The organism is Salicibibacter cibi (assembly GCF_016495865.1).
GTDB classification, from domain to species: domain Bacteria; phylum Bacillota; class Bacilli; order Bacillales; family Marinococcaceae; genus Salicibibacter; species Salicibibacter cibi.
Genome location: NZ_CP054706.1, coordinates 74452 through 91022, shown reverse-complemented (window position 1 = coordinate 91022; position 16571 = coordinate 74452). Strand labels below are relative to the sequence as shown.

The following is a 16571-nucleotide window of genomic DNA, read 5'->3' as shown; positions in this document are numbered from 1 at the left end:
TATGCCCTTCCAATCCGCACATCTTATTCTTCCTTTTCGCCTTTACTGTCTACGAGCTCAGGTTCTTGTTCTTCGTCGTCTTCGGAAGTTTCAGGCTCTTCATCTGTCGGCGGAAGCACGGAAACGATCGTTTCCTCCGCTTCATTGCTAAATGCAAAGTTTTGGCCTGCTGTTAAATCGCCAACTAATATGGAGTCATTAATGCCGAGCTCGCTGATGTCGACGTCAATTTGTTCCGGAATCTCCCTCGGTAGCGCGCGAACTGAGACTGTATAGAGCATATGGGAAAGCACTCCGCCTTCGGATTCACCTGGTGCCTCCCCAACGAGGTTGACAGCAACATCGGCATCCATCTCGGAAGTCATGTCCACTTCAAAAAAATCAATGTGTGTGTTATGCCCTTTAATCACATCTTGTTGCAAATCATGCACCATCACTTGATGTTTGCTGCCATCATCGACCATCAAATCGATAATGCCATTCCATCCTACCTGGCGCAATGTCTTGGTGAATGCAATGCTTGGAACATAGACAGGGGTACTATCTGTTTTCTTTCCGTACAAAACCGCCGGGACGTACCCTTCGGTCCTTAACTTACGCGTTTCGGAACGACGCAAATCTTCTCTTTTATTCGCTTCTAATGTTGCCATACTTTCACCTCATCTATTTTTCAAAGTCCTATTGTTTGCTTTCACGCATACAAATTGATCTTTTTCGCTCCCTCGATTGAAGCACACGCACTCTAATACGATATCATAGCATTAGATGGGGCTCAATGCAACATTTTTTAATTGAATAGCGAACTCACCGATGTTTGTTCATGCACCCGAATGATCGCGTCTGCGATAAGTGAACCGACAGAGAGCTGGGTAATCTGCGGGATTTGTTTTTCCTCCGGGAGGGCAATCGTATTGGTTACCACCAGTTCCTCAAGTTTCGACTCTTCAATACGTGATATCGCCGGCCCTGACAGGACCGGATGCGTGCAAGAGGCATACACTCGGTTAGCCCCTTTCTCAATGAGCGCTTCGGCTGCCAATTGAAGCGTGCCGGCTGTATCAATAATATCATCGACAATAATGGCGGTTTTGCCTTCAATTTCACCAACGATATTCATGACTTCCGCGACGTTCGGACGCGGGCGGCGTTTGTCAATGATAGCAATCGGCGCATCCAAGCGGTCGGCCATCTGTCTGGCTCGCACAACCCCTCCGTGGTCCGGGGAAACAACCACAATATCATCCAGATTTTTTTCTTTAAAATAAGAGGCAAAGCGTGGAGTTGCCAATAGCTGATCAACCGGAACATCAAAAAAGCCTTGGATTTGTGAAGCGTGTAAATCGAGGGTTAATATTCTCGTTGCTCCTGCGTTCTCCAACAAATTGGCAATAAGCTTAGATGTAATCGGTTCTCTGGAACGTGCTTTTCGGTCTTGACGTGCATACCCGTAATAAGGAATGACGACGTTTACCGTTTTTGCAGATGCCCGTTTACAAGCATCGATCATAATAAGCAATTCCATGAGGTGCTCGTTAGCCGGTTCGGATGTGGATTGAACGAGGTAAACATCGCACCCGCGAATGCTCTCTTCAATGTTCACTTGCACTTCGCCGTCACTGAACCGCTTGACGGACATTTCGCTCAGTTCAACACCGATATGCTTGACGATTTCCTCAGCAAGTTTCGGGTTTGAGTTAAGCGTAAAGATTTTCAACGTTGGATCATTATACATGGACATGCTGCCATTCTCCTTCGTTCTGTGGATATGGTTAACCGGTCGTTTTATTTTCCTTTCATGTAGCCTTCTTTATTTGATTGCCGAGAGCGTGCAATAGACAATGCTTCCCCGGGGACATTTTCAGTAATCGTTGATCCGGCGGCGATAAATGAGTTTTTCCCAACCGTTACCGGCGCAACAAGATTCGCGTTGCAACCGATGAAAGCCCCATCTTCAATAGTCGTTAAATGTTTTTCCCTCCCATCGTAATTGACCGTAATCGCACCGCAACCAAGATTAACGTCGTCACCAACCTTGGCATCTCCAATATAACTCAAATGGTTTGCTTTTGAATCTTTTCCGATGCTCGATTGTTTTATTTCGACGAAGTTGCCTACTTTTGCCCCAGCGGCAATATTCGTTTCCGGACGAATGTGCGCAAATGGACCAATTTGAACCTGCTCCCCAATTGCGCTTGATGAAATCGTCGATTGCTTAATCGTCGTGAAGGCTGCAATGGCACTGTTGCTGATATCTGAGTGGGGTCCGATGAGACAACCTTCCCCAACCACGGTTCGCCCGCGCAGCATCGTACCCGGATAAAGCGTCGTATCAGGACTCAATTCAGTATCGGCCGATACATATGTATGGGCAGGATCCACAAAGGTAACGCCTTGTTTCATCCAATATTCATTGATCCGCTTTTGCATGGCTTGTTCGGCATCTGACAATGCCACACGGTCATTGACCCCCAACGCCTCGGAAGCATCGGGTGTTTCCCAAGCCGAAACCTTTTCTCCCCGTGCTTTGAGAATTTCAATGACATCCGGCAAGTAATATTCTTGCTGAGCATTATCGTTCGACACTTCTTCAAGCGCAGAAAAAAGTGCTTCGTTATCAATGCAATAGGTGGCCGTATTGATTTCGGATATCCCTCGTTCTTTGGCGGTTGCATCTTTATGTTCAACAATTTTTTCCACATCGCCCGTCCGGGTATCGCGAATCACGCGTCCAAGCCCAGTAGGATCATCCACACGCGCCGTTAAAACGGTTACCGCTGCACCGCTATATTCATGGTGGTCACTTAACGCTTGCATGGTAACGGATGAAATCAGCGGGGTATCCGCGCTAATCACTAGCGTCACGCCCTTTTTATTTCCGAGCAGGGGTTCCGCTTGCTGAACGGCATGTCCCGTTCCCAGACGTTCTGTTTGCCAGACAACGTCGACGTCATTTCCAAGAACCTGTTGCACTTGCTCACCTTCGTGGCCAATCACCACGGCGATTTGTTCAAATCCGGCAGTCTGAACCTGCTCCACGACGTGTGAAACCATCGGCTTGCCGCCTACGGTATGTAAAACCTTCGGTTTTTTTGATTTCATCCGTGTTCCTTTGCCCGCTGCAAGAACGATTGCATATCGATTGTCCATCCGATGCCCTCCCATGCTAGAAGTGGAAAGTTAGAGGTTAGAGGTTAGAGGTTAGAAAATGCGAAAACCTATTGCTTCCACTTCTATTGCTACTGTTTACATTCGATAAATGTTTTTTTTCATACTACGAATATATCGTGAACCTCTCGTCATTTCAAGGACGAACATCTGAAAAAAATCAGATACATCTTTTGATGTTTCTCGTTTCATAGAGCCGAGCAACCTCGTGCTCTCCACGAAGGCACGTTCCGCACCTGTTATTTTGTTATGGGATTTCTTTTGGTTCTTCCATCAAGCCAAGGCGTAATATGTTTTTTGCAGCGTTGATATCCCGATGTTCTTCATATCCACAAGAACAGCGGTGTGTCCTTTCGGATAATGATTTTTTCACAAATGCACCGCAACCAGAACACATTTGACTTGTGTTATAGGGATTGATCAGTCGCACTTCTCAGCTTTGTAAGTCGTGAACTTGATCAACTGTCGCCAAGCAGCGTCTGTTATACTTTTTGCCAAGCGGTGATTTTTCACCATCCCTTGAATATTCAAGTCTTCAAATACAATGGTGTGATAGTGGTTAACCAACTGTCGTGAGGTTTTATGAGCGGCATCCCTTCGTTTGTTGGCCACTCGTTCATGCTGTTTTGCGAGGAGCTGTACAGCCTTTTTGCGCCTGCTGGATCCCTTCTTTTTCTTTGATACCAATCGTTGAAGGTGTTTCAATTTTCGTTCTTCATATTGCTAGTGTTTCGAATTGTCAAAAAAAGTATCCATCTGATGTAATCGCTAAGTGAGAAATACCAAGATCAATACCTATGGCTTTTGGTTTTTTTGCTTTATCGGTCATAGGGTTTTCTTGTGGTTCGATTTCACACAATAAAGACACATGGAATTTTCCATTCTTATGGATGACTGTACAGGCCTTTACGTCCCCTCGCACTTCTCGATGTTTTTTGATTCGTACATCGCCAATTTTGGAGAGAAAAATATACTTTCCCTTTAAAGAAAAACCACTTTGAGGATAGACAAACGAATGATAACGTTTTTTTCCTTTGAAGCGGGGAAAACCCGCCTTTTCTTCCTTCTTTAACCGATTGAAAAAGGATTGATAGGCTTTATCCAATCGTTCAATTACATTTTGCAGTACCTGGGAATGAACGCTCTTATAAACAGGAAAAGCTTGCTTGAGTTGCGGAAGTTCCTTTTTCTGCGTGTAGAGGGACAGGGCCTGTTTATGTGTCTTGTATTCATAAATACGTTGTTCCAAAGCAGTGTTGTAGAGCCATCGACACAGGGAAAGGGTTTGAAGAATTGTTTCTTTTTGCATTTCATCCGGTTCAATTTTGAACTTATAGGCGATGTGGCTCATAGGTATCCCCCCATTTTAAAGTATACCATACTTTGATCTACATTTTACCTTTGTAATTTTTGAGCAAACACGTTTAGAGATAAAGTGAAACTTCAATCAGATTGAAAAAAGTAATGCGGCATTTAAAACATTCCTGCGTACCGATGTCGAAGCGATTTTTTCGTGTGTGAATTTCATTGAAAAAGACCTTGTACATTACGCGTACAAGGCCCTTTCCTCTTTAAGAAACCCCTGCTTCTTCATATTTCCCATATTCCCCTTGCCGTTCATACTCTTTCAGCACAGCAGTTTGGATTTTCTCGCGCGTCCGGGAAGAAATCGGGTGGGCGATGTCTCTAAATTCTCCGTCAGGGGTTCGCTTACTCGGCATCGCAACGAATAAACCGTTGTTTCCATCGATCACACGAATGTCATGAACAACAAACTCCTGATCGAAAGTAATGGAAGAAATGGCTCGCATACGACCGGATGTGTTTACCCTGCGAAGTCTGACATCTGTAACTTCCATTTTTTCTTCTTCACCACCTTTTTAATGTAGCGCTTAAAAGAACTCTAGGCTACAATGTTCCACACGAGACAGACAAATTCCTTTTTCAAAAGGTAAAAAAAAATAAAATTTCTAATTCTCTTAATTCTGCTTCCCTCTATGGCACCGTGCCGGGCTATTCTTGCGTGATGATAGCAGTATGCCAATGATAAGCATTTAAAAAACCACCTACAAAGGGTGGTTTACTTGGTCTCTCCTTTATTCATTCACCAATGCGATCACTTCAATTTCAATTTGGACATCCTTTGGCAACCTCGCCACTTCAACACAAGAACGAGCCGGTTGATGTTCATCGAAGTAACGGCCGTAAATTTCATTAATAACGGGGAAGTCATCCATATTTTTAATAAAAATCGTCGTTTTAACAACCGATTCAAGGGATGCTCCCGCTTCTTTGAGCACGGCTTGCACATTTTTGAGCACTTGTTCCGTCTGTTCATGAATGCCATCCCCGACAATTTCCATTTCCGGGGTTAGCGGGATTTGACCTGAGCTGTAAAAAAGATTGTTCACAATAATCCCTTGGGAATAAGGGCCGATCGCTTCAGGGGCTTGATTCGTATAAACGGTTTTCATACTAACACTCCTCGTTATAAATATGTCGTATAATTTCCTGGACATGCCTTAATTTTTTTCTCTTTTTCATCCACCTCATCAAGGCGGACCAATGAAATGTAATCGTCGATAAGCCTTTCGCTGTGACGCGCTTCCACGAGCACGGCAATGCCAACGAGATGCGCATTGACCTCTGTTAATAATTCGCTCATCCCTCTTGCCGTTCCTCCCCCTTCATGAAATCATCAACGATTAATACATCACTGCCTTCGGGAATGCTTCGGCGTGCCAGGGACATTGTTTGAATCCGCTTGGCCGAACCGGATACGTAATTGATGCTTACGACTGACCCCTCCGTGACACGATGATCGCGGCGGGCAATGCAAATCGGCACATCAAGATAAGCAGCAACTGCATAAGCCATCGGAATGCCTTTCGTAGCCATGGTCATGACGACATCAATGTTTGCTTCCCGATAAATACCCGCAAACAAACGGCCAATCTCGTTCATCCACCGCGGTTGCCCAAGGATATCCATCATGTATAAATAACCGCCCGGGAGCAAACGGTCAGGCTCTTCCAACTTTCGGCAAAGCCTTTCAACCAAAATTTCGGCTTCCCGGGCAGAAACCGCCGGTTCATATCGCACCCCACCGCTCACACCCGGTACTGTCGTTAAATATCCCATTTGCTCGCTTTCAAAAATTTCTTTTACGATTCCCAAATCCTCGCTAATCGATGATCTCGCCGCCGCATAACGTTCAGAGAAACGGTGGAGGGAGATCAACTGATTCGGATGCTTGAGTAAAAAATTCGTCATATCTACGAGACGACCGCTTCGCTTTAATTTTTTCATATCCCGCCACCTCTTGCTAAAACACGAATATTTATAGAAAATATATCATTATCATTCGGTTTTAGCAAGTTTCTGTTAGGAGACGGACAGCATATACATGTTCACAAAAGCCCCGAAGAGCGTTATACACACGATTCACTTGATTTTCATGCTTGACGAGGCCGAATACGGTCGGACCGCTTCCACTCATTAATGCTGCATCCACGCCGGATTCAATCATACGCTTCTTAATGCGACGAACTTCCGGATACAGGGCGAGCGTCACTGTTTCCAAATCATTATGGAGATGGTTGCAAATCCGGGCGTAATCATTGCCATAAATAGCATCTTCCATTTCGGAGGCCGGAGAATAAGAGCGGTTAGGAACGGAGATTTGTCTGTAAATGTCTCCCGTCGAAACGCCGATCGGCGGCTTTGCCAATATCACCCAACAAGAGGGCAGCGCCGGCAGTTTTTCTATTTTTTCCCCACGTCCGGTTGCCTTTGCCGTACCGCCATGAACACAAAAAGCGACATCAGATCCTAGGTTTGCGCCCAACTCTGCAAGCTCTCCCTTGGAGAGGGAAAGCCCCCAGATCTCATTAAGCGCCCGTAAAACCGTCGCCGCATCACTGCTTCCTCCTGCCAGTCCCGCTGCTACCGGAATATTTTTTTGAATGTATATATGTACACCTTCGCGCGTCTGAAATTTGGATTTCAGTAATTGTGCTGCTTGATGGGCAAGGTTGCGTGCATCGTGGGGAATAAATCCTTCTGACATTTCCACAACGATTTTCCCGTCATCTCGAGTCACAAAGTCCAGGCGATCGGCCAAGTCCACTTCTGTCATAATCATTTCAACTTCATGATAGCCATCCGGGCGCTTGGCGATCACATCCAACGATAAATTTATTTTAGCGGGGGCTTTCAGAGAACACTTCAACGTCTATTGCTCCTTTTTTCGTTCAACTATCCGGAACTTCACTGGCGTAGGCGTCGCCAATAGTGAAATGCACTTTCTCACGATCATCACTTAAAATCATTTTAGTGGAAAAATCCATCGCTGTACAGCAACAACCACGCTTCACACGTAAAAACTCCGGGGCGTTATGTTACCCCGGAGTGCACGACATTTTTACTGATGCTTTTTTGCCAAATCCCTTTCAGCCATCTCCACGGCGTGTTTAACCATGTTGCCGGCATCTCTTGATTTTATGCCACCCCAACCTTCTTGTTGGACCGTATCATAAATCCCTATTTCTTTGGCGATCTCTTCTTTTAAAGCATCTGACATTATTCCGCGCTTCCGGCTCAAAAGAACCATCCCCCCGCAATTTTAATATGCCGTACGTTTATAGTGTAAATAGTTGGCCATAAAAGTATAGCTGTCATTTTCTAACAGAAATGACAGCTATCGTTCTCGCCTATTTTTATGCTTGCATTTCTTCATCTGCGCAAACCGTAAGTTGGACGGTTTGCGTCAAAATATCCGTGTAACTATAGGATACACGTTCAATTTTGTGTTTATCCTGATCCAATTTCACAATAAAAACCGAGGGGTATGTTCCTTCCAACAGCCCTGAGCGCTCAACGATTTTTCGGCGCCCGCCGTTGGCTTTCAGCGTAATCCGTTTTCCGACGTTTTCTTCAAGAGATTCCTTAATCTCAACTAACGTTTCACCCATCTCTTCACCCCACCTCACGTATATGATGATATCATATATTTACACTCGTGTCAAATCATACAAAACAGTAAATTGTATCAAGTTCAATTCTTTCCTGTCAATACCTAATTGCTAAGCGGCAAGATTTCCCTTATTTTGTGCATTCATACACACTATTATACGGATTCGCAGGAAAAGATCTTACGTCAACAGGACAGCACGATTACATTTCTGTTTCGTCACGCAAAGGCATCCCACGTCGCAAAACCCCTTTTGTGTCAATGCCGCCCAGGCCATCATCACCAGAAAGGGTATTGCGCAAAATTTCATGCAATTGCACACGATTCATAAAAGGTGTCATGCTCACTTTTGCAGCAATATAAACGGGATCAAGCGCGTGAATGTTCACACGCGCCGGAGAGCTTGCAAAATTCGACCCTGCCCGGATAAGGGTTTCGAAATAGGATTGGCAAGCTCCGGCGAAAATGATGAGATTATCCAACTGCGGAACAACTTTCCGCGCTTCCCTTACTGCCTGTGCGAAAGCATAAGAATGACGATAGGCTTTTTTATCTTTTTGTCCCCCCAGTGCCGATGAATATGCATCATGACCAGTGATAATAAGGATTTCCGGTTGCACCATTTCAAGAAGTGAAGCCACTTGATTTTGCATTTCCGTTTCTTTCATATGAGCACCGTACACCGGTATTCCCAACCGTTCGTACATGAGCGTACATTTTTGTAAATAAGCTGGATCGCCATCCAAATGCAAAACACGACCCCTCATTTCAAAGTAGAGGGGGCTGGAAGTGGCATAGTTTGATGACATTTCATAATCATTTTTTTCTCTAAGCAAACGGAAATCTTGCCGAAAAAGATGATAACATTGCTCTTCTTTTTTTTGTTGTTCTTTTTCCCTTTTGGCCCGTTCATCGTCATCAATCTTATGCAAATCTTCATATGGCGCATCCGCAACCAATCGTAAATCCTCACCTTTCAATTCGTACGTGCCATCCTCATGCATGCGCGTAATCCGAAATAAAACATCTTCGTTATAGGAATAACGGGTAACGAGATCACCGATTTCTAATGACATCGCAACTCCTCCTTCATGCATTAGCCTATGCAGAGGATGTGGGCAGGGTGAATAATGTCGGGGCGGGACGGCGTTTTAGGGCTTCATGACTCGCTCATGGTGACCGAAGCTCGGAGGTGTGACAATGGCTACCAATAAAAATATTCCTGAACAAAGCACCCTGTCTCTTGTTCAGGAAGTATTCAAGACGTATTGTTCGTAAACCTACACACACTAGAACCCCTTTTTTGACAAAGCATCTGTCAGCCCGGCAAATTCAGCCAGTGTAAGCGTTTCGGCCCTTCGTTTGCCATCAATGTCTGCAAGGTGAAACGCTTCATGCAAATCCGTGTGTGCACCCTTTTTCCCCAGCCAATGCCGCAAGTTGTTCGCCAGCGTTTTGCGCCGCTGGGCAAACGAAGCCCTGATTACGTCGAAAAATAAACGCTCATCATCCACATGGACAGCAGGTTGGTTTCGAAGCCGAAAACGGATTATCGTCGAGTCTACGTTTGGGCGCGGCATAAACACAGTAGCAGAAACCGTCATGATTTCTTCCGCTTCCGCATAATATTGCGCAGCGATGGATAAGGAACCATACGATTTTGTGCCCGGTACAGCAGCCAAACGTTCGCTAACTTCTTTTTGTATCATCACCGTTAGCGATTCAATCGGCAGTTTTTGCTCCAAAAATGCCATTAAGATCGGTGTCGTGACATAATACGGCAAATTACCGGCCGCAACAATATGCCGCGTATCTTTCAATGTCGTCTCGCAAAGTTCCCGCAAATCCGCTTTCAAGATGTCTTGATGACGAATGTCTATATTATCGTAAGGCGCAAGCGTATCCGTCAGTACGGGGAGGAGGCGTTGATCGATCTCAAAAGCGACGACTTTTTTCGCGCGTTTTGCAAATTTCTCCGTCAGCGCGCCAATGCCTGCCCCAACCTCAATCACACCGTCTTCGGCAGTTACTTCTGTAGCGTCCACCATTTTATTCAAAATGTTCCCGTCAAGCATGAAATTTTGCCCAAGGCTTTTTTTAAAAGAAAGATGGTGTTGATCCATGATTTCCCTTGTTCTTGACGGAGTAGCGATTTCTTTTGTCATTGTGATGACTCCTCATTTTGTTGCTTCACTTTAGCTACGGCTTCGTGAAACTCCTGACGGCCGATACGAAAAACATGCAACCGTTTCAAAAACTGCTTGCCGTTGGCATACCCGATATTAAGGTGTTCGCCAACGAGGGAGCGCCTCGCGCGCGCATCCGGACCGGCCAGCAGGCCGGCTGCCCGCACTTCTTCGATGGTTATTAGTTCCGAGTTTTTTTGGCGTTGGAGAACAGGCTCCCGTACGCTTTCAAGTGCACGTCGGATCGTTTGCGGATGAGCGTGTTCGACCCCGATGCTTTTCCCATCAGCGGCCATTGCCTCCTTTTTACTTACAAATGCATGTTTACAAGCGGGAACGGCTTCCGAGATGATCCGGCGGATCCGTTCGCCAGGATAATCCGGATCCGTGAAAACAATGACGCCACGGCGGCTTGAAGCGAGTTTGACCTTTCCAATCACATGAGGGGGTACTGACGAACCGATTGTTTCAATCGTATCTGCATGAACGGCACGTTGGACCGCAACCGTATCATCCCTTCCTTCGACGACGATGCATTCTTCCACCACCGGCTTGGCTTTTTCCATTCGAGCACTCCTTCGATGCATAGGACTCTTCAATACACCTCTATCACTTATTCTGGCCTTTGCCCTAAGTGATGTTAAATAAAGCCTTTGCATTCGTCATGGTTATCCCAGCTAATTGTTCGGACGTAAGGCCATGAAGTTCCGACAGTTTTTCCGCAACTTTTACCACATATGCCGGCTCATTGCGCTTCCCGCGATAGGGATGCGGTGCCAGAAAAGGGCAGTCCGTTTCAATCAACAATCGGTCCAGCGGCACTTCTTTGGCAACATCTTTCGGCATTTGCGCATTTTTAAACGTAACGGGGCCGCCAAAAGATAGATGAAAACCAAGCGCCAAAAAGCGTTTTGCCGTTTCGACGTCCCCGCTATAACAGTGCATGATCCCTCCGGCTGGGCCCAATCCTTCTTCTTCCATGATTTCGGCAATGTCCTCCTGCGATTCACGGGCGTGAATGACAAGGGGGAGATTGACGTTTTTCGCCAATGCAATTTGTTTGCGAAACACATCTTTTTGAATGGACACCGGGGATTTATCCCAGTGATAATCCAAGCCGGTTTCTCCGATCGCCACAACCTTGTTGTGACTCGCCAAAGATTCGATCCAGTCCAAATCTTCCGATGCCATATCAACAGCATCCACAGGATGCCAACCGACCGTTGCATAGATAAAAGGATATGTTTCAGCGAGATCAATCGCCCCTTTGATCGTCTCGCGATCAAAGCCGACGACATTCATCATCGTAACGCCGGTCTCACGGGCGCGATCGATCACCGCTTCTTTATCTTCGTCAAACTGTTCCACATTCAAATGGACATGTGTGTCGAATAATTGAACCATATGCTTTTCCTTCTTTCCCCGGAGATTAAGAAATGACCGTGCCGTTTGGCAGATCGCCATCAACGGTGACGACACGTAAATCCCCATCCGCTTTACCGGCTAGGATCATTCCTTGCGACGCTTCCCCTTTTAATTTTGCCGGCTTAAGATTGCTCACACAAATAAGTTTTTTGCCAAGGAGCGTGGCTTCATCATAGTGTTCGGCGATGCCGGATACGACTTGACGTTTTTCTGTGCCCAAATCCAATTGGATTTTCAGCAAACGGTCGGTTTTTTTCACAGGCTCTACCTCGATAACTTCCGCTACCCGCAATTCAACGTTTTTAAAATCTTCAATGGCAATGAGCCCTTCTGTTCCTTCGGCGTCATCGCCGGGGGATGAAGCGCCTCCGGTCATTTGCTTCGTGATGTAGGCAACCTCCTCTTCCACGTCGATGCGCGGAAATACCGGGGTTCCTTTTTCAACCACTTTTGTGCCCGCCGGCAGTTGGGCAAACTTTTGAAGTGAACCCCACGTCAATAAATACTCCTGATTTTCAAACCCAAGTTGTTTTGCAATTGAAAGCGGAGCCCTTGTTAAAAACGGCTGGATCAAAACGGCGATATAACGGAGAGATTCCGCCAAATGATACATTACTGTCTGCAATGGTTCTCTATCATCGTCTTTTGCAAGCATCCATGGCTGCGTTTCATCAATATATTTATTGGCGCGATTGATAAATTGCCAGATTGCCGTCAATGCGACGGAGTATTCCATTTCTTCCATATGGTTCTCCACCTTCGTCACCGTCGCATAGGCAAGTTCCACAAGTTCACTGTCATATGGCGTTCCGTCGCGAATATATTCCGGCAATTCGCCGTCAAAATATTTATTCAGCATCGCGATCGTCCGATTCAACAAGTTGCCAAGGTCGTTCGCAAGGTCGAAATTAATACGGTCAACGAACGCTTCCGGAGTAAAAAGACCATCGGCACCGAACGGCACTTCACGAAGCAAGTAGTAACGAACCGCATCCAGGCCATATCGTTCCACCAATGTTTCCGGGTACACGACATTTCCTTTCGACTTCGACATTTTTTCATCTTTCATAAGCACAAAGCCATGGCCAAACACTTTTTTCGGAAGCGGGAGATCCAATGCCATCAGCATGATCGGCCAATAAATCGTGTGAAAACGGACGATTTCTTTCCCTACGACATGAACATCTGCCGGCCAGTAATGTTGGTATTTCTCGTCATTCGCAGTCCCATATCCAAGCGCGGTAATGTAATTTAACAATGCGTCAATCCATACATACACCACATGATCAGGATCGCTTTTGACAGGGACGCCCCAGGAAAATGCCGTACGGGAAACAGCAAGATCTTCAAGCCCCGGTTTGATGAAGTTGTTGATCATTTCATTTTTACGCGTTTCCGGTTGGATAAAATCAGGATTGTCTTCATAGAAAGCAAGCAAGCGGTCCGCGTATTTCGACATCCGGAAAAAATAGGACGTTTCCCGCACCCATTCAACGGGGTGCCCGCTGTCCGGGCTTTTTCCACCCACCACTTTTCCGTTTTCCTTAACGGGGTCATCAAGTTGCAGTTCCGTATAGTACGTTTCGTCAGAAACGGAATACCATCCTTCATACTCGCTTAAATAAATATCCCCTTGCTCTTTCAGTTGTTCAACGACTTGTTGAACGGATCGTATATGTCGCTCTTCCGTTGTACGAATAAAATCATCATAGGAAATATCCAGTTTGTCCCAAAGGGAACGGATACTTTCGACAATGCCATCCACAAATGCTTGTGGGCTCGTGCCCGCTTCTGCCGCTTTTCGTTCAATTTTTTGGCCATGTTCGTCTGTACCCGTCAAAAACATGACGTCATAGCCTTTCAGACGTTTGTAACGGGCCAATGCATCACTGGCCACCGTCGTATAGGCGTGGCCGATATGCAACTTTCCACTCGGGTAATAGATCGGCGTTGTTAAATAAAACGTTGGCTTGGCCATAAGAACCTCCTTGTTTTCATCATGAACTTTTTTCTCGATAATTAATAAACTCCCACCCCATGCAGGGGCGAGAGTTCACTCACGCGGTACCACCCTTTTTCCTCCTGATTGTGACCAAGAGCTTAGGAGCGCCGGTTATTTCCACCGGCGACTGTCAATAACGCAGACAGACGTCCTCCCCTTACTGCAACACAGCTCGAGGAAAAAAACCTCCCGGACCATCTTCAATACCTCGTTTGCCGCCGGTTCTCATCAGCCTCGGCTCTCTGTAGACACGTGAGCATTTACTCATCCGTTCGCAGGACATATTGTTATTCGTATACTTACTGAAAAGGATAGAAAAGTCGAAGCCATCTGTCAAGGCGGGCGACTCTTATGACGTGTGCCACCGGGTATTTTGCCTTTATCCAACATTGACACGATCGCTAAATACAGATCGTACACCAATATGTAAATGGTATGATATGTTTTTTATTGACTTGTATTTACATTCCTAGTATTCTATTTGTAATAGAGAGAGAAAGTGTTGAAATAGACACTCACACGCACCTATTCAAATTCAAGGAGGTTGAAAAATGAAATCTACCGGTATTGTTCGAAAAGTAGATGAACTCGGACGCATCGTCATTCCTATGGAGTTGCGGAAATCAATGGAAATCGCAAACCGCGATCCGATGGAAATCTACGTCAGTGAAGACCAAATTATTTTAAAAAAATACCAGCCGTCCCAGACGTGCCAAGTGACAGGAGAAGTATCCAACAATAATCTATCGCTTGCCGATGGGAATATCGTCTTAAGCCCTGAAGGTGCCGAGCAGATTATCGGACAGCTTCAGAAGTATGTGGAAAATTCAAAATCAACAATATCTTAATTGTTTCAGTTGACGGATCGTCCGGTGCGATCCGTCTTTGTTATTCCAGTCCGTGATAAATGGCATACACATCGTTCTTACTCATTTTTCGATCGGCAGCACACTGTTTAAGCGCAGCCTTTCGATCCCATCCGTTATCTTCATAAGCTTTCACATGTTGGATAACTGCCATCCCCGTCCACCAAAGGGACGTTTGATCTTCCTCCAATTCTTTATCGGAGACTCCCGCTACAATCAAACAACATTCGCCTCTCCAACCGTTTTCACGCCCGATCCTTGCCAATTCTTCCAAACGGCCGCGGTGAAATTCCTCGTAATGCTTCGTTACCTCGCGAGCGACCACTGCTTCACGATTCGCCCAAGTTTCAGCAAGTTGCTCGATTGTCGAAGTAAGCCGATACGGGGATTCATAAAAAACAATCGGCGCCTGAATACGACGAAGCCGCTCGAACATTTCTTTTCGATCTTTTTTCTTGCGAGGAAGAAAGCCTTGAAAATGAAAAGGACCGCCACCGAATCCTGAGGCAACCAACGCGGTGACGGCAGCGTTTGCCCCCGGCAAAGAAACGACCGGTACACCGGCATAAATGCACGTGCGAACCAATCGTTCACCCGGGTCGGAAACGAGGGGCGTTCCGGCATCACTGACGAGCGCACATTGTTCGCCGTCCTGAAGGGTTGCGAGTAATTCGCTCGTCCTTTTCTCTTCATTATGTTCATGCATGCTTCTCATCGGCGTATGGATACCGTAGTGAGAAAGCAATTTCCGCGTTTGCCGCGTATCTTCAGCAAGGATCAAATCCGCTTCACCGAGAATACGAACGGCGCGATAAGTAATATCTTCAAGATTTCCAATCGGTGTCGGAACGAGATAAAGCATGCCGTGCCCCAAAATTGCTCCGCCTCCTTTCATCAATCAATTGTTTCTTCTCTGCTTTCGATAACTGTTTAATCCGCCATTCTTCCCGCATCGCTTCTTCTTTACTCGGAAACGCCTGTAAATGGATCAACGTAACCGGACCGCGCCCACGTGTATATTTGGCCGCCGTACCTTCATTATGCTTTTCAAGCCGTGCATACGGCTCACGGGAATAACCAGTATAATACGAGCCATCCCGGCACTCAAGCATATACACGTAATGGTCGGAAACGTTATTGCAAGGCCCCGCAGCCAGACGCTGTTCCTTCTCCACTTCTTTTCCACCGTAAGCTTGTAAAAACTGCCTCGTATACTTTCCCTCCCGGTCATAAACAACGATCGGTGGCAATGTTTTCACTCCGGGATTTCCGCCTTTAATCGTTTCAACTAAAACCATGTTCGCTTCCTTAGTTGCTTTCGGATGTACAAACTGGAGCCGCTTCGGCGTAAGTTGGACGCGCTCGCAGGCACTGAATAACTCCGTTAAACGATCGGGCCGGTAAACGAACGCCGCTTTCCCTTTATATTTTACAAGCCTGGCCGCTATTCGGGCTATGTCATCGAACGAAACGCCCCCTTCATGCCGAGCGATTGCCACAGCTTTTTGCTTATTCGTTTCTTTTTCCTGAAAATATGGCGGATTACACGTGACAACATCGAATGCTTCCGTTCCCAGCCACTCGCTTGCCCGTCTTATATCCCCGCAAATAAAAGCCAATTGCTCCTTAGACCCATTCAATTTTGCGCTCCTTCGGGCCATATCACACAACCTGGGCTGCACCTCCACGCCGGTTATTTTCACATTGCTGCGCATGGCCATCACAAGGGCGATCGAACCGTTTCCGGAGCATAAATCAACCATTTTTCCCTTCGTTTTTGCAACCGAAGCAAACTGCCCAAGCAGTACCGAATCTTTGGAAAAAGGAAACGTATCTATGCTTTGAATAATCCGCAAACGATTTTTATAAATATAATCGATCCGTTCCTTCGGATGCAATCGCATATTCTCACCTCGAAAAAAGCCCGTGCTACCAAGGTGCACGGGCTACCTACA

At 46.1% G+C, this 16571-nt stretch carries 19 protein-coding genes, 1 pseudogene and 1 other annotated feature; of the genes and pseudogenes, 1 reads left to right on the top strand and 19 read right to left on the bottom strand.

Translation table 11 applies throughout. The features are described 5' to 3' along the window. Positions 1 to 23: 23 nt before the first annotated feature. The 17 genes and pseudogenes from HUG20_RS00400 to metG form a co-directional block, all read right to left on the bottom strand. On the bottom strand, positions 24 to 650 hold the full coding sequence (locus tag HUG20_RS00400; RefSeq protein ID WP_200086782.1) for a 50S ribosomal protein L25/general stress protein Ctc: 627 nt from the start codon (positions 648 to 650) through the stop codon (positions 24 to 26). Between the two features lie 137 nt (positions 651 to 787). Next, on the bottom strand, positions 788 to 1738 hold the full coding sequence (locus HUG20_RS00395) for a ribose-phosphate diphosphokinase (RefSeq protein WP_200086779.1): 951 nt from the start codon (positions 1736 to 1738) through the stop codon (positions 788 to 790). 44 nt (positions 1739 to 1782) lie between these two features. Then, a complete protein-coding gene (glmU, locus tag HUG20_RS00390) occupies positions 1783 to 3147 on the bottom strand; it encodes a bifunctional UDP-N-acetylglucosamine diphosphorylase/glucosamine-1-phosphate N-acetyltransferase GlmU (RefSeq protein ID WP_200086777.1) in 1365 nt (454 codons plus the stop codon). A gap of 265 nt (positions 3148 to 3412) precedes the next feature. Next, positions 3413 to 3562, bottom strand: coding sequence for a zinc ribbon domain-containing protein (locus tag HUG20_RS19850; RefSeq protein ID WP_200090322.1), 150 nt, complete (start codon positions 3560 to 3562; stop codon positions 3413 to 3415). Positions 3563 to 3585: 23 nt separating this feature from the next. Beyond that, entirely contained in the window at positions 3586 to 3870 is a 285-nt protein-coding gene (locus HUG20_RS19300; RefSeq protein ID WP_200086775.1) for a transposase, read from the bottom strand. 34 nt (positions 3871 to 3904) lie between these two features. Continuing rightward, positions 3905 to 4516, bottom strand: a complete 612-nt coding sequence (locus HUG20_RS19295) for an RNA-guided endonuclease InsQ/TnpB family protein (protein WP_200086773.1) — start codon at positions 4514 to 4516, stop codon at positions 3905 to 3907. A 220-nt stretch (positions 4517 to 4736) separates the two neighbouring features. After that, a complete protein-coding gene (gene spoVG / locus HUG20_RS00370) occupies positions 4737 to 5024 on the bottom strand; it encodes a septation regulator SpoVG (RefSeq protein WP_200086771.1) in 288 nt (95 codons plus the stop codon). 237 nt (positions 5025 to 5261) lie between these two features. Further along, positions 5262 to 5639: a RidA family protein gene (locus tag HUG20_RS00365; protein WP_200086763.1), complete on the bottom strand. Its 378-nt coding sequence runs from the start codon at positions 5637 to 5639 to the stop codon at positions 5262 to 5264. Between the two features lie 14 nt (positions 5640 to 5653). Further along, positions 5654 to 6474, bottom strand: a pseudogene (gene purR, locus HUG20_RS00360) (pur operon repressor). Between the two features lie 61 nt (positions 6475 to 6535). Continuing rightward, complete coding sequence (gene ispE / locus HUG20_RS00355; RefSeq protein ID WP_200086761.1) at positions 6536 to 7396, bottom strand: 4-(cytidine 5'-diphospho)-2-C-methyl-D-erythritol kinase; 861 nt, start codon at positions 7394 to 7396, stop codon at positions 6536 to 6538. 192 nt (positions 7397 to 7588) lie between these two features. Beyond that, complete coding sequence (locus tag HUG20_RS00350; protein WP_200086759.1) at positions 7589 to 7768, bottom strand: small, acid-soluble spore protein, alpha/beta type; 180 nt, start codon at positions 7766 to 7768, stop codon at positions 7589 to 7591. 115 nt (positions 7769 to 7883) lie between these two features. Beyond that, positions 7884 to 8138: a Veg family protein gene (locus HUG20_RS00345; RefSeq protein ID WP_200086757.1), complete on the bottom strand. Its 255-nt coding sequence runs from the start codon at positions 8136 to 8138 to the stop codon at positions 7884 to 7886. 202 nt (positions 8139 to 8340) lie between these two features. Continuing rightward, positions 8341 to 9213 (bottom strand): sporulation peptidase YabG, encoded by an 873-nt coding sequence (gene yabG / locus HUG20_RS00340; protein WP_200086741.1) that lies wholly within the window; start codon positions 9211 to 9213, stop codon positions 8341 to 8343. A 213-nt stretch (positions 9214 to 9426) separates the two neighbouring features. Beyond that, a complete protein-coding gene (gene rsmA, locus HUG20_RS00335; protein ID WP_200086729.1) occupies positions 9427 to 10302 on the bottom strand; it encodes a 16S rRNA (adenine(1518)-N(6)/adenine(1519)-N(6))-dimethyltransferase RsmA in 876 nt (291 codons plus the stop codon). Beyond that, positions 10299 to 10889 carry a ribonuclease M5 gene (rnmV, locus tag HUG20_RS00330; protein WP_200086727.1) on the bottom strand — a complete coding sequence of 197 codons (591 nt, stop codon included), beginning with the start codon at positions 10887 to 10889 and terminating at the stop codon, positions 10299 to 10301. The genes rsmA and rnmV overlap by 4 nt, the downstream gene beginning before the upstream one ends. 64 nt (positions 10890 to 10953) lie before the next feature. Beyond that, positions 10954 to 11727, bottom strand: coding sequence for a TatD family hydrolase (locus HUG20_RS00325; protein ID WP_200086725.1), 774 nt, complete (start codon positions 11725 to 11727; stop codon positions 10954 to 10956). A 25-nt stretch (positions 11728 to 11752) separates the two neighbouring features. After that, a complete protein-coding gene (gene metG / locus HUG20_RS00320) occupies positions 11753 to 13726 on the bottom strand; it encodes a methionine--tRNA ligase (RefSeq protein ID WP_200086723.1) in 1974 nt (657 codons plus the stop codon). Between the two features lie 60 nt (positions 13727 to 13786). After that, positions 13787 to 14035, bottom strand: a binding site (T-box leader). 266 nt (positions 14036 to 14301) lie between these two features. On the opposite strand from metG, the gene HUG20_RS00315 reads away from it, so the two are divergent. Next, a complete protein-coding gene (locus HUG20_RS00315) occupies positions 14302 to 14598 on the top strand; it encodes an AbrB/MazE/SpoVT family DNA-binding domain-containing protein (RefSeq protein WP_200086721.1) in 297 nt (98 codons plus the stop codon). Between the two features lie 40 nt (positions 14599 to 14638). Here the strand turns inward: HUG20_RS00315 and rsmI are convergent, their stop codons facing one another. Further along, entirely contained in the window at positions 14639 to 15511 is an 873-nt protein-coding gene (gene rsmI / locus HUG20_RS00310; protein WP_200086719.1) for a 16S rRNA (cytidine(1402)-2'-O)-methyltransferase, read from the bottom strand. Continuing rightward, on the bottom strand, positions 15441 to 16520 hold the full coding sequence (locus HUG20_RS00305; protein ID WP_200086717.1) for a GIY-YIG nuclease family protein: 1080 nt from the start codon (positions 16518 to 16520) through the stop codon (positions 15441 to 15443). The genes rsmI and HUG20_RS00305 overlap by 71 nt, the downstream gene beginning before the upstream one ends. Positions 16521 to 16571 lie beyond the last annotated feature (51 nt).